Here is an 18142-nt window from a genome sequence, read left to right as displayed (position 1 = left end):
TCAGCATAAAGCAGCCAAATGGCTGCTTTATGCTGAAATGGAACAAGGAAAAATCATAAAATATACTTAAACAAAAAAATAAAATAATTTCAAACATTTAAAAAATAAGTTTGTGCTTATTTTTAACTCCCCTCCACTAACATTTTTTTATGATGATTTAAGAGCCAATTAAGCTTATTCACATTAAATAACACAATTGTCATCTGATTTTAATAATACGTTCCATGATTTTGAAAACACCTTTCTTCGCATTGATGAGCTTTCTATTATTGGTCAGCTTTTTCATCTTGTTGTTCGTGTTTCCAGTCGGTGGAACCATTGACATGCAACTGATTCAACCTTGGGTCAGTCAACATGGTGGCTTCCCTTATAAAAATGATTGGTTTCTCGATAAACTTAACCATACTTACGTCAAACAACTTTTAACGCTTGTTTATGTGGTTTTTTTCTTTTTGTGGTGCGCCTCTTTTAAAGTCGAAAAGCTGAAACCACAACGTTGGCAATATGGTTATATGTTTTGGGTCAGCATGCTCTGTACAGGTATCGTAGGACTACTCAAAGCCCATTCTTATCACGCCTGTCCATGGTACATGACCCATGAAACGCCAACAGGCTTTATCTGGGATTTCTCTGCAACTGCTGGACACTGCTTTCCAGGTGGACATGCCAGTACAGGTTTTGCATTGGTCACAGGCTATTTTGCCTATCGTCTACATCAAACACAACGTGCTTGGTTTTATCTCGTGGCAGCAATGATCATTGGATTTGCGATGGGTTGGGCTCAGATGATGCGCGGCGCCCATTTTTTGAGTCATAATTTGTGGACTGCATGGGTTTGCGTTGCTGTGAACCTTGTGTTGTATGCGTTCACTTATAAACGCCACCAAGCCATTACAAATCGTAATTCTATACCGTTATCGACAATTGATGTGGTAAAGTGAACGCCCGTACTCAAACAACGAGTATGTTTGACGCTCACATTAGGATTATTTTTGCTGCCGTATGTCTGACTATCAATCTTTTTTGGAATCCACTTTAGCAACGCAATCCGACTCTATTCAGTCTTATGAACTAGATTCACGTAAAGTATGGCTTAAAAAAGCATCTGAACGTCATGGTTTGTGGTTATATACGCCTCTGAAATGGCTAGCAAAAATATTTAATCTCGGCTCCATCACCCCAGTTCCCAACCAAGGGGGGGCAGTTGCAATCCAATGTGAATTCAAACGTATTCAGCAGCTCAAAGCATTAGGGATTTCAACACCAAATGTATTGGCACTCTCAAAAAAAGGCATTCTGCTCGAAGATGTCGGCTCACAACGTCAAAGCCATGTCAGCCAACTAGACCAGAAAATTGCAAGCCTTAAAGATCATCCAGAACAACAATTCGGCTTATTTCATCAAGCCATTCAGGCCATTCGCCAGTTGCATGCGAATGAGGGTTATTTAAGTGAAGCCTTTGCGCGGAACATTCTGGTCGATGAACAAAATCAGTTTACTTTTATTGATTTTGAAACAGATCCGCGAGATGTGCTCAGCCTGCATGATTGTTTTGTTCGTGACTGGTTACTATTTATCTTCTCGACAGCCTATCATTTTGAATTTGAACGACTCGAGCCAGCCAGCCAACTGCTTTATCAAGCTTTACTGGATGAACCTCAAGTCTATAAAGATATTTGTAAGGTCGGTAAACGTTTAAACTGGGTATTACGCTTGAATGTCAGCAAAGTCGGCAATGATGGTAAACGTATCCAGAAATGTGTGTTATTTCTGCGCGATCTGAAACAGCAATCTGAAGCCAATACTCAGTCAAATTAAGCCCTCGTTATATTCAATGCGGTTCATGATGCGCAAGTTTCTTTGGTAATCTGACCAATACGCTCAAACCGCCTAATTCAATACTCCGAGATAAAGTCAAAACCCCACCTAAACGTTGGGTGGCTTTATCTACAATTGAAAGTCCAAGCCCACTACCCACTTCTAAGTGATGGTGGACACGATAAAAACGTTTTAGTACTTTGTCGTATTGTTCAGGATCAATTCCATTACCACTATCTTCGATTTGAATATAGGCAAAATCATCGGTATCGCTATAGACTGAAATATTAATAATGCCTTGATTCGGGGTATATTTAATTGCATTGTCAATCAGGTTAAAAATAATCGAATGTACCGTTGATTCAAGACTCTGCATTTCAATCGGATCATTGCGCTCAAAGCCTAAATCAATCTCCTTTTGCATGGCTAAATTCACCAATTGCTCAACACAGTTGAGTGCAACATCGTTCAATCTGAAATTAGTATTGGGTTCAATCAGGCTTAGTGCAACATCCTGCTTAGCCAATGCCAAAAGCTGGGTGACTAAATGTTGAATACGGGCTAAGCCTTTACTCAGATTTTGCAAAGCCTCATGTTCTGGAAACTGACTGATCAAAATTCGGGTTTGCAAATTCAGTGCAGTCACAGGTGTTCTAAGTTCATGCGCGGCATCGGCAATAAATTGCTTTTGCTCAGTTTGAGCATGCTGAATACGCTCAAATAAACGATTCATTTCTTCAATGGTGGGTAACAGTTCTTGTGGATAATCTTTCACATCTATCGGTGATAAACCATCCGAATCACGTTGGGTCAATTCCGTTTTAAAATCATCTAAGGGTTTTAAGCTCAAACTGATAATAAATGCTAACACCAAAATCGCAATCGGCAATAAGAGCAGATAAGGGACAAACATACTCCCGGCCAACTCCCACGCAAACGCATGGCGTACCTCTTCTTGTTGACTGACTTGAATCTGATAGTCTTTTAATGGAATCACATACACACGCCACTTTCCTTGCGGTGTGTTTTGGGTATAAAAACCAGCTTGTTTCACAGGCGGGAGCAAGAGATGGGTCTGATGCCATAAATGACTTTGATCTTTATAGGCCCAAATATCAATCAACAAATCCTCTTCATGGTAGGTTCTGTGCAACTCCACCCGACTTGCCGTTGGCGTTACTGGCTGAGAACTTGAACGTTCCGCCATATACTGCATTTGGGTATCTAAAATTTCATCGACTTCATGCAATGAAATTTTATATGCGGCTAAAATCAAGAAACAACCCAGCACAATACTGAAAATAGAGGTCCCCCAAATCAGTCTTTTCTTGAGTGAATAATGCTGAGTTTTTTTCATAAGTTTAAGCTTGCCCCAAACGATAACCTAGACCACGAATGGTTCGAATAAAGTCTTTTCCAAGTTTGGCTCGTAAATGGTGCACATAGACTTCAATGGTATTACTGGTCACTTCACTGTCAAAATCATACAGTTTGTCTTCCAAATTAGCTTTCGAGAAAATTTTATTTGGATGAGAAACCATCGGGATCAGAATGGCCCATTCCCGATTAGAAAGTTCAATCTGTTGTCCTTTAAATGTCGCCAAGTGCTGTTCAACATCAAGAATCAACTCACCACTTTTTAACAATTGTGACTGACTTTTCAATTGTGCTGTTTCTACACTGCCACGACGTAATAACGCATTGATTCGTGCAAGTAATTCATCAAACTCATACGGTTTGATCAAATAATCATCTGCACCTTGATTGAGACCATCAACACGATTTTGTAACTGATCTCGTGCAGAAATAATCAACACAGGTATTGAACTACGTTGACGAATCTGTCTGAGAATTTGCATCCCATCCATCAAAGGTAGGCCTAAATCCAACAAGATTAAATCAAAAGACTGTTTGGTTAACAAAGCTAGTCCATCGACCCCGTTATTGACCCACTCCACCTCAAACTGATGATATCGCAATAAAGTCAATGTTGACTCAGCAATCATAAAATCATCTTCTATCATCAAGATCTTAGTCATGATTTCATTACACCTTATGGGTTAGGACATGTCTGCAACATGTCATTTTTAGCATTAATTACCTTGGTTTTGATATCAAGCAAACTCAGCATGGTTGGGAACAAGTTATCTTGGCTCAGCTTATTTTTACTTTGTTGTGCCAAACATTTGACTTGCTTCGCGGCTTGTTGCTGCCATGTCTGAGAGAACCACATCACCATCGGTACATGGGTTTGTTGCGTCGGTGCGATCGCATAAGGTGCACCATGCAAATACATCCCACTCTCACCTGTTGATTCACCATGATCAGACAAATACCACAAACCTGTTTGATATTTCGTTGTATTTTTTAATGTTTCAATCAATGAATCTAAAACATAATCGGTATAAAGCAAAGTATTATCATAGCTATTCACGAGTGCTTCTTGAGTACAGCCCTGAATCGCATTGGTGTCACAAGTTGGTTTAAATACACGGTATTCAGCAGGTACCCGCTTATAATAGGCTGGTCCATGGCTGCCCATTTGATGCAATACCACTAAATGTGGACGGGTATCATCTTTCGGGATTGTTTCAATATAAGCTTTTAAACTATCAATCAGAATATCATCCAGGCACTCTCCATCCTTACACCATTTCTGTTGAATTGGCTCAGGGATTTTAAATTGCTCAACACGGTCACAAGTCCCTTTACAACCCGAATTATTATCAATCCAAGTCACTTGGTAACCCGCTCGTTTTGCAATATCCAGTAGACCTTCTCGATGACTCGCGAGACGTTCATCGTAATCTTCTCTTGGCATACCAGAGAACATACAAGGTACTGAAACTGCCGTTGCTGTACCACACGAACTCACCTGAGAGAAATTCAAAATATCTTGTTTGGATAACTTAGGATTCGTATCTTTTGCATAACCATTTAAAGAAAAATTTTCTGCACGCGCCGTTTCACCCACCACCAATACCATCAATTTGGGTACAGCTGTTGATGATTGCGTTGCTTGAGCATCTTCGCCATAAGTCACCAGAGGTAAATTTTCCTTTGGTGCTTTCTTTTTATAATACGATACAAATGAAGCAATCATATTTTGAGGAGAAATCATGCCTTTTAAATCGCGGTTTTCACGAAAGATTGCAGCAAAATCGACATAAAAGACAAATAGTAAACCACCAACCATAGCTAAAGAAACAAGTGAAGCCACCACCTTTTTCCAAATTTGTCGAATAACAGGTTCTGGTTTTAGTTTAATCAGCAAAATCACAATAATCGGCACAATCACCATACCAATGATCCAGACCAGCAAATGCCAAGACCAGGTATCTTTTGCTTCAGCGATATCCGTTTGCATCAGGTTTTGAATTTGGTCTGAAGTGATCCAGACCCCTAGAGTATTAACCGCATAAGAGGCAAAACCACCAATAAAAACTAAGGCGATTGCAATTGGTTTTACGGTCCATTTCCAATTCAAAACTTGAAAAAGAAAAGTATAGAATGCAGTTACCACACCGACTGAGGCTAAAACAAATAGTCCTGCTTTAAAACCTGTATAGGGGGTCAGTGTCTGCATCTTTTCATAAAATGCAAAATTCAGAAAAACCCCTAACCAAACTGCGAGTAACACATTGAAGGTAAGTAATGAAATGGTCTTGGTTTTGAGTCTTTTTAGCAACATAAGCATCACAATCTAAAAATAAATTTCTTAGCTTTTTTTAAGATAAGAATAAAAACTTAAAAATGACTTAAACAAAACAATAGCAACCCAACAAATGACAGGTTGAAAATTGAGTTAATTAAGAATTGGAGTAATTAAAGTATGAATAAGGTCCTATTTTTATAAATCCTTGTTGAAGTAATCCTCCATCCTTGTAGCCTAGCGTTTTATGAAAATAAACTATTCTATTTAAAGAAAAAACAATATAAACAAAAATGCCCTTTAAGCAAACTTAAAGGGCATTTTTTTAAATAAAAGCAGATTAGAATTTGAACTCTAAACCTAAGCCTGCAACAGGTTGTTTATCCTTTTTGCTTGCTTGCTCAAGCGTTAGATAACCTGCATAACCATAAGTCTTAACTTGTTTGTTAAATGCATAATCTGCACCAGCAATAATTTGTTTTGCTTTAAAGTCAGCAGTATTGGTTTTAAAGCTCGTATCATTCTGACTATATTGACCTTTCACCGTCCAGTTCTTCGCTTGAGGGATATTATATTCCGCGCCTAACAACCAACCTTGTGTATCATCAATATTTTCTGAACCTGGCGCATTACCAGACACAGCTTCTACTTCTGAAGTCTGATACAGTGCTTTAAGTGCCAAGCCTTCAAGCGGCGTGACTTTACCAATTGCACGTACCGTATTTGCCGCTGCAAACAAGCCACCACCAGCAATTGCAGGCTCAGCAGCATTTAAGAAACCACGACCAAGGAAGGTGCTTGGAATCGCTTTGTCATAACCAAGACCAGCTACCACCAATGGATTTTCATAAGTTACAGATGCTGACCATGCATCACCTAAACCACGACCAGCAACTTTTGCGCCGCCACTGGTTGCTTTAATACCAGAAGACTCACCTGTTGCAAGTAACGCATTAAATTTAAATGCACCATCGAGTAATTTCACTGCTGGTGATTCATAAATCACTGCATTATCAATACGGTTTTCACCTGTGAAAATACCTGTGATATCAGCCTTGTTGGCAACATAGTTGTTAAAAGTATCTACAACGCTCGATAATTGTTTTACAGGCGTATCATGCTTACCAATTTTCAAAGTACCCAATTGCGCATCTTTCAAACCGACAAAACGGTTACGCTGTACCCAATCATTGCTATCACCATCAGCGCTAAAGCCCCATTCAATTGCATAAACTGCGCTTAAACGCTCAGTTAGCTTTTCATCACCTTTAAGTCCAAGGAATGAACTGTTTGAGCTGATTTCCCAAACGTCTTTGTTTGACTTCGTTGCATTTTTTTCTGGTAAATAATCAACACTGGCATCAATCTCGCCATAAAATGTTGGTGCAGCAAAAGTGGTTGTTGCAAGTAAACTAAGCACTGCTGCTGTTACAATTTTGATTTTCATTGTTTACATCCTGGTTAAATTTGTAACAAATCCTACACATTAACTTTATATGACAAAACGATTAAAATCTTATTAATTTATTCCAATTTCGACTAAAGTTTAATTTTTATACATTCAGTTATTCATTCTAATTGACTTATTTACGACAATATCTACTCTAAATTTAATATCTATATCAATTAATTATCACAATATTTCTGTATTCTTACTCACAGAAATCTCTATATTCATAAAATGATAAAATCCGACGAAAATCATTCCATTCCTATATAAGCTGAGTCATATACCCAGATTATTTGTTTCAACATACATCGTTTAAACACAAAAATTGTAATAAAAAGTGACCTTTATCTTGCTTTATTTTTCCAATAAAAGATCGGACTCAAACACAGCATTGAAATGATGCAGATCACCAGTAAATAATCTGCATAGCCCAGCCAATCGCCCACCACACCACTGAATAAATACAATAAACCACTGACCGTTGCCATGATCGATACCTGAAAGGTAAAGTCCGTTCCTGCAAATTGTTTACGGCTATATTGCATGACCAGTGTCAGCATCACCACCAGCAGCATTGCAGAACAGGCATCTTCAACCGCATTTACCACATACAACCAAAGTGGAGCAATTTGATAACGAGATTCATAGGCATAGCCGAGAACGGCATACGCCCCCAAACTTATAATTTTCAGAAATGAGAATACGATTAAACAACTTGTTCTAGAGAAATATTTTAATAATAGTCCAGCGACAGCCGCTCCCAATAATGCCGCAACCGCTCCAAACATGGTAATAAACACCCCAATCTGAGTGAAATTCAGCCCCATATCCACCATCAATGGTTTCAATAAAGGTCCTGCTAGGCCATCAGCCACTTTAAAACTGATCAGTACCAACAGCCATGCTTTTAACTCTTGAGAGGATTGAAAATAATTTAAATAAGCTTTAATTGCCTGAGTAAAGGATTGAACATTCGCTTTATTGAGTGTGTCTTTGCTTTCATGTTGCGGCTCGGAATAAAATAAAACAGGCAATGTGTTTAAAAAAACCAAACCTGCCAAAGCCAGAAATGTGCTTTGCCAATCCAGCCAATCCAAACACCAAAGTACAGCTCCGCCCCCAACAATAAAACCTAAACGTGATCCGATCACTTGGAAGGTATTGCCCCAATGCTGCTGATCACTTTTGAGTAAATTGACAGCCAAACCATCTGTGGCAATATCTTGGGTTGCCCCTGTTAAATTCATCAACAAGAGTAAGCCAAAGAAAATCAGTAGATAACTCGGTTGATCCAAGGCATAGATAGGGAAAAATGAGAGAATAATTAGAATAACAACGCTGCAAAGTTGCGTCGGAATGATCCAGCTACGGTAGTGCCCGAATCCAAATAAGGCAAACCGATCCACATAAGCAGCCCAAAAAATCTTAATCGACCAAGGCAACATCAATAAGCCGAAACCACCAATATGCGCCAGCGATACCCCTTGTGCCCTTAAAATCACAGGTAATGCATGCGTCATAAAGCCAACAGGCAAGCCCTGTGCCCAATACAAAGAAAACAATAAAATGTAAATCTGTCGAAGATTAGGCATTCCGCGTTTTCCATGGCAGTACAATAAAGTCGATTAAGTATCCAATCCTTTCATCTGTAAGGCAATAAAATCTTATTTTTTGCCAATGCAGGCGCTGTCATGAGTGTTTAACATAATTGTAGTTGTCATTACATATCGTGATTTATGCCACAGCATTTTCCAGATTTACCTCCGCTGGTTCCACAACGTGGTACAGCTTATAGTCGTGCATTGTGTAAAAAACTTTTTCTCGGTCAAGGCTGGACGGTTGTTGGTGAAATTCCCAATCTACCTAAAGCTGTTGCCATTATCTCGCCACATACTTCCAATATTGATGGTTGGTATGGTTTTCTCGCTATAGGTGGCTTGGGCTTAAAAATTACGGTTTTAGGTAAAGATACTTTATTTAAACCAGCTTTGAAGCCACTTTTAAACTGGGCAGGACTCATTCCTGTTCATCGTGATAGTGCTCATGGTTTGACAGAGCAAGTTGTTGCCACGATTCATCAACACGATAAAATCTGGATTGGGATGGCGCCTGAAGGAACACGTAAAAAAGCAGAGAAAATGAAAAGTGGTTTCTATCATATTGCCCATGCTGCTGGGATTCCCATCGTAATGTTTGCTTTTGATTACGACCATAAAACCATTTACTGCTTAGGTGCTTTTACCCCAACAGGTCACTATCAACAAGACTTAGAGCACATCATGCAACGTTATGTCGGACACTTCTCGCCCAAAAACCCAGATTGGCTGGCAGAACCCTTACAAAAACTTGTGAAAAAAAACTAGAAAGTTAAGGGCAAATCTGCTCTGATGTGCCCATCTTTTTGTACATTTTATCTGCACCTGATATGAAAATTGCTCGACTGTCTTGCTTGGCTGTTCTAAGTCTCGCTTTATTTGGTTGTGATCAAACAGCAAAGAAAACACCTCAAACTACGGCGATTAAAGCACGTGAACCTGTCATTGCACTCGCGTTGGGTGGTGGCGGTGCCAAAGGCTTTGCCCATATTGGCGTGATCAAAGTGTTAGAGTCACATGGCATTAAAGCCAAAATCGTGACGGGCACCAGTGCAGGGAGTTTCGTGGGCAGTATTTATGCCAGTGGACAAACCCCTTATCAAATGCAGAATCTGGCGTTAAAACTGCAAGAATCTGATTTACGCGATTTAACTTTGAATAGTCAAGGTATTATCCTCGGCCAAAAACTACAAAACTATGTAAATACGCAAGTGGGCAATAAACCAATTGAGCAATTCCCAATTCGTTTTGCTGCGGTCGCAACGCGCTTAGATAATGGAAAAAAAGCAGAGTTTATTAAAGGCAACGCAGGTCAAGCTGTACGAGCTTCTTGTAGTATTCCAAACGTGTTTGTGCCTGCGGTGATTGGCAATACCAAATATGTAGATGGTGGCTTAGTCAGTCCAATTCCTGTCAAAACAGCCAAAGATATGGGGGCCGATATTGTGATTGCCGTAGATATTTCTGCACGTCCGGTAGGAGGCAAACCTTTAAGTATGTGGGGCTTACTCGATCAAACCATTAATATTATGGGACAGCAAAGTATTAATGAAGAGCTCAATCAAGCCACTGTCGTGATTCAACCTAAAGTCGGTCATCTCGGTGCACTTGATCTTAAATCCAGTAATGAAGCAATTTTGGAAGGTGAAAAAGCGGCTCAAGCCAAGATCACTGCGATTCGAAATGCGATTACGACGTTTAAAAACTCCCCTGCTGCCCTTAAGCCTGCGCCAAAGTCTAAATTCTAAAAATCCTCCTCAAGGGCTGTTGATCTGCATAACGACTTGCAATCTAAGCAAGATTTCTCATGACCAACAGCCCCAAATTCCAAAAAAACAATCTTTGTATATTCATAAAGATAATGATCTGCTAGAGTGCTAAAGGTGAATATTTTTTCACCTTCACTCCGTTTAATGATGCGAGCAAATCTATGGAATTTGTAGTTGAACCTTGGCACTGGTTTGTATTAGGGATTTTACTCATTCTTTCAGAGTTAATTTTGCCTGCTTTTGCTGCATTATGGTTTGGCATAGCAGCCGTCATGGTCTGTATTTTACTGTGGCTTTTCCCGATGATGGGCTTTACCACCCAAGTCATTACTTGGGGAATTTTATCTATTTTATGCACGATTCTTTGGTTCAAATTTATCAAACCTCTCTCCATTGATAAAACCAAAGCAGGACTTCCTCGTGAAGCAACCATTGGTCAAGTCGGTATGGTGATCCAGACTGGTCTTGAACATGGACAAATTATTGTACGCTTCTCGATGCCTGTTTTAGGTTCTGATGAATGGAATTGCCGTTGTACTGTACCTGTACAAGTCGGCGATCGCGTTCGAGTCGTTGATATTTTGGGTAATGATTTAGTCGTTCAACCGCATAGCACGTCATAAACACAAAAGAGGGTTTTCAATGTCTGTCGGTACTATTGTTGTTTTAGCTTTTTTAGCTTTTATTGCTATAACCATCTTTAAAGGGGTTCGTATTGTTCCCCAAGGTTATAAATGGATTGTTCAACGTTTAGGTAAATACCATACCACGTTGAATCCTGGTCTCAATTTCGTGATTCCATATGTAGACGAAGTTGCTTATAAAATTACCACGAAAGATATTGTTTTAGATATTCCTTCACAAGAAGTCATTACCCGAGACAATGCTGTACTGGTGATGAATGCCGTAGCTTATATCAACCTGACAACACCAGAAAAAGCGGTGTATGGGATTGAAAACTATACTTGGGCCATTCAAAACCTTGTTCAAACTTCACTCCGTTCAATCGTTGGTGAAATGGATTTGGATGATGCGCTTTCTTCACGTGATCATATCAAAGCGAAGTTAAAAGCAGCCATTTCTGATGATATTTCAGATTGGGGCATTACCCTGAAAACGGTTGAAATCCAAGATATTCAGCCATCTCACACCATGCAAGCTGCGATGGAAGCTCAAGCGGCGGCTGAGCGTCAACGTCGTGCGACGGTGACTAAAGCAGATGGTGAAAAACAGGCTGCGATTCTAGAAGCGGATGGTCGTTTGGAAGCTTCGCGTCGTGATGCAGAGGCACAGGTTGTTCTTGCAGAATCTTCACAACGTGCGATTGAAATGGTCACGACAGCTGTCGGTGATAAAGAAATCCCTGTTGCTTACTTACTCGGTGAGCAATATGTGAAAGCGATGCAAGATCTTTCAAAATCTAGCAATGCAAAAACTGTGGTCCTTCCAGCGGATGTACTCAATGCCATTCGTGGAATTATGGGTAAACACTAAACCCATTTTTCAAATCAAAATAAAGCAGCGTTATCGCTGCTTTATTTTTTATACATTCTGAATCCGTTTTCGATCTTTAAGTGGGAGTTTCCCCACCACCAAATCATAAGAATCTTTAATCAGATCTTGCAGCAAATCAGCTGTAATTTCATGACTACTGGCAATTGATATCCAGTGTTTCTTATTCATATGGTAGCCTGCCGAAATCGAAGGATAAAGTTCCTGATATTCCAAACTTTTCTCAGGCTCGCATTTAATCGTCACCAGCAACTTGCCAGAATAAGCACCAATCAACATAAATACCTTATCAAAGACCTTAAAGACCTCACAGTCTGGACCAAAAGGTTGTGATTGGATGGAAAAAGCCAGTTGTTGTCCATATTCAAGCGCACATTGTTCTAATTGATCGTCATTCATAAAGTGATGCTCTGTTGTTATTTCTATGGATCATCTATTTATCTTAGATTCACTTTTATATTAAAACAATGATTTATAAACTGCTTAAATCTATTCTGTTGATCATCTTAAGGTATATACCGACTCCAAAAATAAAGACCATACAAGGATGGTCTTTTATAACACTCAATAATAGATCAAAGCTGACGAAAGATTAACTTTTCCGTGCCAGTAAAAACTGCGAAATTTCGACCAGCTCTTTGGCATCAGCACCAAAATAAGCCAAGGCTTCAAAGGCTTGATCATGTAAAGTTTGTGCATAAGCCTGTGCTTGTGCTAAGCCCATCAACGATGGATAAGTTGATTTTTGAACTTGCTCATCTTTACCAGCAGTTTTACCTAAAGTCTCAGTGCTTGCCGTCACATCTAGAATATCATCTTGCACTTGGAAGGCTAAACCAATCGTTTGCCCAAATTGGCGTAATTTCGGAATGGCCTGATCAGTCCCATTAAAAATGGTCACCGCGCCCATCATAATCGCCGCTTGAATCAAAGCCCCTGTTTTATTGCGGTGAATATTTTCCAATTCAGCTTGATCAACTTGTTTTCCTTCCCCTTCGGCCTGTAAATCCAATACCTGACCACAAACCATTCTTGAACTTGCTGTTGCCAAGATTTGCACTTGTTTTAAGACAATGGCAGCTTCAGTTCCTTGGCCCTGCTCATCAAACAAACGGCTGCCCAAAATCTCAAATGCCATCGACTGCAAAATATCACCCGCCAATAAGGCCGTATCTTCACCAAATGCAACATGACAGGTTGGTTGTCCACGACGTAGTAAATCATTGTCCATGCATGGTAAATCATCATGTGCCAACGAATAACAGTGTATCAATTCAACCGCAACTGCGGCACGGCGTGCTGCTGCAAAGTTGTGATTCGGCTGTAATGACGCTGCTGCATAACAGAGTGCAGGACGAACCCGCTTACCACCTAACATCACGGTATGATGAACGGCTGCTTTTAAAGGTTCTGGAATTGAAAATGCAGCCAATGCTGTCAATAAATCTTGTTGAATACGTTGTTGAGCTTGTTTTAGAACATCCGCATTAACTTGAGAGATAGATGACACAGTTGTTGCCTCAGGAAATCTGAATGGAAGAGTAAAATGACAAGACTTGTCAGAATTGCCACATCATAACATTATTTATCTCATGAAATTGTGTTTGTATTTTTAATAGACCTAAAATAATAAGGCCTTCAAATGAAGGCCTTACCTATAAAACTCAAAAAGAAAATAAACTAGAAGGTATCCCCTGGTACACGAACCCAGCCTTCCATCAACACACGCGCACTGCGACTCATAATGGCTTTTTTAACAGACCACTTACCATCAATCAATTCAGCTTGAGCACCCACACGTAAAGTCCCAGATGGATGACCGAAACGAACGGCTTCACGCTCACCGCCACCAGCAGCCAAATTCACTAAGGTTCCTGGAATAGCGGCTGCCGTACCAATCGCAACTGCTGCCGTTCCCATCATGGCATGATGTAATTTGCCCATCGACAAAGCACGTACCAATAAGTCCACATCACTGGTCTCGACGGGTTTACCACTTGATGAGGTATAGCTCTTTGGTTGTGATACAAAAGCAATTTTAGGCGTATGCTGACGCGCAGCTGCTTCTGAAATATCTTCAATCAAACCCATATGTACTGCGCCATAAGCACGAATTTTCTCAAAACGTGCTAAAGCTGCAGCATCACCATTAATCTGATCTTGTAATTCTGTACCTTGATAACCAATATCTTCTGCATTGAGGAAAATGGTCGGAATACCTGCATTGATAAATGTGGCTTGAAATGTGCCAATTTCAGGAACAACCAGTTGATCCACAACGTTTCCTGTCGGGAACATATCGCCGCCTTCTTCGCCATCATCCGCTGGGTCTAAAAATTCAATCTGAACTTCAGCTGCGGGGAAAGTCACACCGTCCAGTTCAAAATCACCTGTTTCCTGAACTTGACCATTGGTCACAGGAACATGTGCAATAATGGTTTTTTGAATATTCTTCTGCCAGATCCGTACCGTACAAATCCCATTTTCAGGAATACGCGCTGCATCGACCAAACCATTTGAAATGGCAAAGGAACCCACTGCTGCGGTTAGGTTGCCACAGTTACCACTCCAGTCGACAAACGGCTGATCAATTGATACTTGACCAAATAGATAATCAACGTCGTGTTCTGACTCAGAACTTTTTGCCAAAATTACCGTTTTACTGGTGCTTGAGGTCGCCCCACCCATGCCATCAATCTGTTTGCCATAAGGGTCTGGACTGCCAATCACACGGAGAAGAAGTTGATCACGTGCCTTGCCCGCTATTTGTGCCGCTTCAGGTAAATCATCCAGTTTGAAAAACACACCTTTACTTGTCCCCCCACGCATATAGGTTGCTGGGACTTTTATTTGCGGTACTGAGCTCATGTCAATGTCTTCCTTTTATCATATTCTTGGTGCAGATTGGTTTTGAATCTAAAGGTACTGCACGGCCATCAAAAATACCATACGACCAATGGTTTTGGGATTGGTCATAATGTGTAAAATCTGTGCATTATAGTGAGTAGATTTCAAGACTTTCACAATGGCAAAAATACTATTCCATCCGTCGGGAAAAACAAAGGCATTCTCCAGCTGTACAAAATTGCAGCATATTTCATTTTAATTTTCATATAAATATAAGATTTTAAATAACTTTTAAAAACAACTTTCCAGTCATAGCATCGCTGTACTTTTACTAGGCGAAAATCTTTGAATCTATTAGAATAATCCAGTTAATTCCTCGTCGAGCTCAGTCCTTTGAACAACGATTCTTCTCAACTTCAGCGTGGACTAAAAAACCGCCATATCCAACTCATTGCGATGGGTGGAGCGATTGGTACGGGCTTATTTTTAGGTTCTGCGCAAATTATCCAGTCTGCTGGGCCATCTATTATTTTGGGGTATGCGATTGGCGGCTTGATTGTTTTTCTAATCATGCGTCATTTAGGTGAAATGATTGTTGAAGAACCTGTTGCAGGTTCATTTAGCCATTTTGCTTATAAGTATTGGGGTAAATTTCCAGGTTTTATCACTGGCTGGAATTACTGGGTACTGTATATCCTTGTCGCAATGACTGAGCTAACGGCAGTAGGTAAATACATTAATTACTGGTGGCCACAAATCCCCGCTTGGCAGTCTGTATTGTTCTTCTTTGTCGTGATTACGGCAGTGAACCTAACCAATGTTAAATTCTATGGTGAATCAGAGTTCTGGTTAGCGATCATCAAGGTGACTGCTGTCGTTGCCATGATCTTGTTTGGTCTATTCTTGCTCTTCACTGCGGATGCAAATTCAACAGCCTCATTTAGCAACCTGTGGTCACATGGCGGCTTTTTCCCGCATGGCTTCGATGGCTTGTTCTATATGCTGGCTTTCTTGATGTTTGCCTTCGGGGGTATTGAACTGATTGGTATGGCCGCAGCAGAAGCCAAAGATCCAAAGACCACCATTCCTAAAGCGATTAACCAAGTGGTGATTCGTATTTTAGTGTTCTATGTGGGTTCGCTTGCTATTCTCTTGTCACTTGTGCCTTGGAACCAATTGGACTTAGGTGGCTTAGATAAAAGTCCATTCGTGATGATTTTCAGTCAAATGGGGATTGGTTGGGCAGCCCACCTACTTAACTTTATTATCCTGACAGCAGCATTATCTGTATACAACAGTGGTATGTATGCCAATAGCCGTATGGTATTTGGCCTAGCTCAACAAGGTAATGCACCAAAAATCTTTACCAAAACCAATAAACAAGGCGTCCCTGTTCCAGCAGTCCTGCTCTCGGCATTCCTGATCTTTGGTTGTGTCTTGTTAAACTACTTTGTACCTGAAGATGCACTTGGACATTTGATGTATGTGGTTGTTGGTGCACTGGTTTTAAACTGGGCCATGATCAGTTTGACCCATTTGAAATATAGAAGTCATATCAAAAAAGCTCAAATTAAAACCTCTTACCCTGCTTTATGGTCTCCATTTAGTAACTATTTGGTATTAGGTTTTATTGCTGTGGTGCTTTACATCATGTGGCAACAAGGCTTCAAAGAATCTGTACTGATGATTCCGATCTGGATCGTATTAATGTTTATTTTCTATAAGTTTTTAAATCGTAAAACTGAAAGTTAACAGCTGATCGGTTTCATTAAAAAGTGATTGCTTCTGCAATCACTTTTTTGTTTATAATCATAAAATTATGCGCTTATAGCTTAACTGGATAGAGCAGTTGCCTCCTAAGCGACCGACGTGGGTTCGAGTCCCGCTGAGCGCATAACCCATTAGCATTTTTGTTATATTGCAACAGCACATCGAGCGGCTAAATATCCCAACTCTTTTCGATCGCTGTAATCTGGCTATAGACACTTTGATATTCAGCCTGCTTTAGCGTACACCAAAGCGTGGCAAAGTCCTTTCCTAAGTATTCGATTAAAACCGAATTGGCTTGGAATAATTGCAATGCTTGCATTTGCTCAGTCGGCAAGAATAGATGCTCACTTTTCAGTTTTAACTGATGCGCTTGCTTTGGAATATCTAATCCCTGTGTTAGACCATGCAATGTACCTATCAAAATTATAGCGACAGCCAAATAAGGATTACAATCAGCTCCTGCCACGCGGTATTCCAGTCTCTGATTTTCTTGATCTGAACATGGAATTCGAATCGCCACATTTCGATTATTCAGCCCCCAATTGGCTTCAAGTGGCACATGATTGCCAAATTTAAAGCGTCTAAAAGAGTTTAAATTAGGCGCTAAAATCGCCATTGAATCAGGCATCAATAACAGTAATCCACTCACCGCTTTTAATAAATTGTCAGAGATTTTTTCTTGCGCCGAACTAAAAAGGTTCTCCTGATTCTGATCTAAAAGACTCATATGGAAGTGCATACCACTGCCCGCCTTATGCATATCAGGCTTGGCAAGGAAGTTTGCACGTAGTCCATGCTTATTCGCAATCTGCTTGATGCTTCTTTTCAGCAACATAATCTGATCACATAAGCTCAATAGATCCGTTGTATGTTGCAGATTAATCTCATACTGACCTGAAGAGGATTCAGAAACGATTCCTGTAATTTGAATACGCTGTCGTTTTGCGACTGCTTCGATCTCATTCAGAATATTTTGATAATGATCGGAGGTATTAATATCAAAGCATTGGCTCATGGTTTCTTCAACCTCATCAGCCTCACTTAAGGGATGCAGATAGAACTCGACTTCGGCAGCGATACAGGGAAAGTAACTTTTATCATGAAGTTGAGAGAGGATTTTTTTCAACATATTGCGAGGTTCAAATACGCAATCTTGCTGATGATCATCCTTCATACTGAGCAGTAGTTGGGCTGTTGTTTCTGGCTCAAGTGCGTGTGGTTTCAATGTGCCTAAAACAGGTTCACATAAATGATCAGGCTCTCCAATATATTTACCGAGTCCTGTCTCTTCAATCACTTTGCCATCCAAACTCATAGCATAAATCGACAATGGAAAATAACAGCCTTTACTCAGATTTTTGAGGCAACCGACATCTATACGTTTACCGCGTAAATGTCCATTTAAGTCACATAAATAAATATCGACGTGTTGAGTCTGTGGATAATGTTTTAAATAAGTTTCAACTTCTTCTATAAATCGTTTTTTTAGCGTAACACCATTAATATCATTGTTGCAGATTGCCGTTTGAATATACTTTTTAAGCGCAGATGGATGATTGATCTCAACAAGTACAGCACTCATAGCTGAAAGCTCAAGTTATATAGATAAATTTAGCTTAGTTGAGGCTTGGGTAGAAGTAACGTAAACAGTGCGTAAACTCTTGGGGTAATCGAATAAATTTCTTATAACTCGGACAATAAAAAACGGAGCAATGCTCCGTTTTTTATA

16 protein-coding genes and 1 tRNA gene are annotated in these 18142 nt (G+C 40.0%); 8 read left to right on the top strand and 9 right to left on the bottom strand.

Translation table 11 applies throughout. From position 1 onward, the window contains the following. Positions 1–224: 224 nt before the first annotated feature. Together F885_RS01385 and F885_RS01390 are read left to right on the top strand one after the other, a co-directional pair. Positions 225–941, top strand: coding sequence for a phosphatase PAP2 family protein (locus tag F885_RS01385; RefSeq protein WP_005322659.1), 717 nt, complete (start codon positions 225–227; stop codon positions 939–941). 61 nt (positions 942–1002) lie between these two features. Then, on the top strand, positions 1003–1818 hold the full coding sequence (locus tag F885_RS01390) for a lipopolysaccharide kinase InaA family protein (RefSeq protein WP_005322657.1): 816 nt from the start codon (positions 1003–1005) through the stop codon (positions 1816–1818). A 13-nt stretch (positions 1819–1831) separates the two neighbouring features. Here F885_RS01390 and F885_RS01395 read toward each other — a convergent pair whose 3' ends face one another. From F885_RS01395 to F885_RS01415, 5 genes are all read right to left on the bottom strand, one after another. Next, a complete protein-coding gene (locus F885_RS01395) occupies positions 1832–3175 on the bottom strand; it encodes an ATP-binding protein (protein ID WP_005205968.1) in 1344 nt (447 codons plus the stop codon). A 4-nt stretch (positions 3176–3179) separates the two neighbouring features. Next, positions 3180–3857 carry a DNA-binding response regulator PmrA gene (locus tag F885_RS01400; protein WP_005205969.1) on the bottom strand — a complete coding sequence of 226 codons (678 nt, stop codon included), beginning with the start codon at positions 3855–3857 and terminating at the stop codon, positions 3180–3182. A 14-nt stretch (positions 3858–3871) separates the two neighbouring features. After that, on the bottom strand, positions 3872–5509 hold the full coding sequence (locus tag F885_RS01405; RefSeq protein ID WP_005322656.1) for a phosphoethanolamine transferase: 1638 nt from the start codon (positions 5507–5509) through the stop codon (positions 3872–3874). Between the two features lie 301 nt (positions 5510–5810). After that, positions 5811–6917 carry a porin gene (locus tag F885_RS01410; RefSeq protein WP_004803055.1) on the bottom strand — a complete coding sequence of 369 codons (1107 nt, stop codon included), beginning with the start codon at positions 6915–6917 and terminating at the stop codon, positions 5811–5813. 347 nt (positions 6918–7264) lie between these two features. Beyond that, positions 7265–8512: an MFS transporter gene (locus tag F885_RS01415; RefSeq protein ID WP_005322655.1), complete on the bottom strand. Its 1248-nt coding sequence runs from the start codon at positions 8510–8512 to the stop codon at positions 7265–7267. A 144-nt stretch (positions 8513–8656) separates the two neighbouring features. Between F885_RS01415 and F885_RS01420 the strand changes: the two genes are divergently transcribed. The 4 genes from F885_RS01420 (at position 8657) to F885_RS01435 (ending at position 11778) form a co-directional block, all read left to right on the top strand. Further along, positions 8657–9283 carry a 1-acyl-sn-glycerol-3-phosphate acyltransferase gene (locus tag F885_RS01420; RefSeq protein WP_004803051.1) on the top strand — a complete coding sequence of 209 codons (627 nt, stop codon included), beginning with the start codon at positions 8657–8659 and terminating at the stop codon, positions 9281–9283. A gap of 62 nt (positions 9284–9345) precedes the next feature. Then, positions 9346–10263, top strand: coding sequence for a patatin-like phospholipase family protein (locus tag F885_RS01425; protein WP_004803049.1), 918 nt, complete (start codon positions 9346–9348; stop codon positions 10261–10263). A 182-nt stretch (positions 10264–10445) separates the two neighbouring features. After that, positions 10446–10907 (top strand): NfeD family protein, encoded by a 462-nt coding sequence (locus F885_RS01430; protein ID WP_004803047.1) that lies wholly within the window; start codon positions 10446–10448, stop codon positions 10905–10907. Positions 10908–10926: 19 nt separating this feature from the next. Then, positions 10927–11778, top strand: a complete 852-nt coding sequence (locus tag F885_RS01435; protein WP_004803045.1) for an SPFH domain-containing protein — start codon at positions 10927–10929, stop codon at positions 11776–11778. Between the two features lie 48 nt (positions 11779–11826). On the opposite strand, the gene F885_RS01440 is transcribed toward F885_RS01435, so the two are convergent. From F885_RS01440 to prpF, 3 genes are all read right to left on the bottom strand, one after another. Beyond that, a complete protein-coding gene (locus F885_RS01440; RefSeq protein WP_005322653.1) occupies positions 11827–12195 on the bottom strand; it encodes an MmcQ/YjbR family DNA-binding protein in 369 nt (122 codons plus the stop codon). A 193-nt stretch (positions 12196–12388) separates the two neighbouring features. Then, positions 12389–13306, bottom strand: a complete 918-nt coding sequence (locus tag F885_RS01445) for a polyprenyl synthetase family protein (RefSeq protein WP_004803041.1) — start codon at positions 13304–13306, stop codon at positions 12389–12391. Positions 13307–13476: 170 nt separating this feature from the next. Beyond that, complete coding sequence (gene prpF / locus F885_RS01450) at positions 13477–14664, bottom strand: 2-methylaconitate cis-trans isomerase PrpF (protein WP_004803039.1); 1188 nt, start codon at positions 14662–14664, stop codon at positions 13477–13479. Between the two features lie 372 nt (positions 14665–15036). On the opposite strand from prpF, the gene F885_RS01455 reads away from it, so the two are divergent. Both F885_RS01455 and F885_RS01460 read left to right on the top strand, forming a co-directional pair. Further along, positions 15037–16395 carry an amino acid permease gene (locus tag F885_RS01455; RefSeq protein ID WP_005322651.1) on the top strand — a complete coding sequence of 453 codons (1359 nt, stop codon included), beginning with the start codon at positions 15037–15039 and terminating at the stop codon, positions 16393–16395. 69 nt (positions 16396–16464) lie between these two features. Further along, a tRNA-Arg gene (locus tag F885_RS01460) sits at positions 16465–16537 on the top strand. Positions 16538–16582: 45 nt separating this feature from the next. On the opposite strand, the gene F885_RS01465 is transcribed toward F885_RS01460, so the two are convergent. Then, positions 16583–17995: a glutamine synthetase family protein gene (locus F885_RS01465; RefSeq protein ID WP_005322649.1), complete on the bottom strand. Its 1413-nt coding sequence runs from the start codon at positions 17993–17995 to the stop codon at positions 16583–16585. Positions 17996–18142 lie beyond the last annotated feature (147 nt).

The sequence above is a fragment of the Acinetobacter higginsii genome (genome assembly GCF_000369845.1).
In the GTDB taxonomy this organism is placed as follows: domain Bacteria; phylum Pseudomonadota; class Gammaproteobacteria; order Pseudomonadales; family Moraxellaceae; genus Acinetobacter; species Acinetobacter higginsii.
The sequence above is the reverse complement of the archived record's forward strand: the minus strand, read 5'-3'. Positions and strand labels throughout refer to the sequence as shown.

Excerpts from the sequence above, each read along its gene's own strand:
- F885_RS01385 (WP_005322659.1), top strand. The coding sequence starts at position 225 with ATGATTTTGAAAACACCTTTCTTCGCATTGATGAGCTTTCTATTATTG.
- F885_RS01390 (WP_005322657.1), top strand. The coding sequence starts at position 1,003 with ATGTCTGACTATCAATCTTTTTTGGAATCCACTTTAGCAACGCAATCC.
- F885_RS01395 (WP_005205968.1), bottom strand. The coding sequence starts at position 3,175 with ATGAAAAAAACTCAGCATTATTCACTCAAGAAAAGACTGATTTGGGGG.
- F885_RS01400 (WP_005205969.1), bottom strand. The coding sequence starts at position 3,857 with ATGACTAAGATCTTGATGATAGAAGATGATTTTATGATTGCTGAGTCA.
- F885_RS01405 (WP_005322656.1), bottom strand. The coding sequence starts at position 5,509 with ATGTTGCTAAAAAGACTCAAAACCAAGACCATTTCATTACTTACCTTC.
- F885_RS01410 (WP_004803055.1), bottom strand. The coding sequence starts at position 6,917 with ATGAAAATCAAAATTGTAACAGCAGCAGTGCTTAGTTTACTTGCAACA.
- F885_RS01415 (WP_005322655.1), bottom strand. The coding sequence starts at position 8,512 with ATGCCTAATCTTCGACAGATTTACATTTTATTGTTTTCTTTGTATTGG.
- F885_RS01420 (WP_004803051.1), top strand. The coding sequence starts at position 8,657 with ATGCCACAGCATTTTCCAGATTTACCTCCGCTGGTTCCACAACGTGGT.
- F885_RS01425 (WP_004803049.1), top strand. The coding sequence starts at position 9,346 with ATGAAAATTGCTCGACTGTCTTGCTTGGCTGTTCTAAGTCTCGCTTTA.
- F885_RS01430 (WP_004803047.1), top strand. The coding sequence starts at position 10,446 with ATGGAATTTGTAGTTGAACCTTGGCACTGGTTTGTATTAGGGATTTTA.
- F885_RS01435 (WP_004803045.1), top strand. The coding sequence starts at position 10,927 with ATGTCTGTCGGTACTATTGTTGTTTTAGCTTTTTTAGCTTTTATTGCT.
- F885_RS01440 (WP_005322653.1), bottom strand. The coding sequence starts at position 12,195 with ATGAATGACGATCAATTAGAACAATGTGCGCTTGAATATGGACAACAA.
- prpF (WP_004803039.1), bottom strand. The coding sequence starts at position 14,664 with ATGAGCTCAGTACCGCAAATAAAAGTCCCAGCAACCTATATGCGTGGG.
- F885_RS01465 (WP_005322649.1), bottom strand. The coding sequence starts at position 17,995 with ATGAGTGCTGTACTTGTTGAGATCAATCATCCATCTGCGCTTAAAAAG.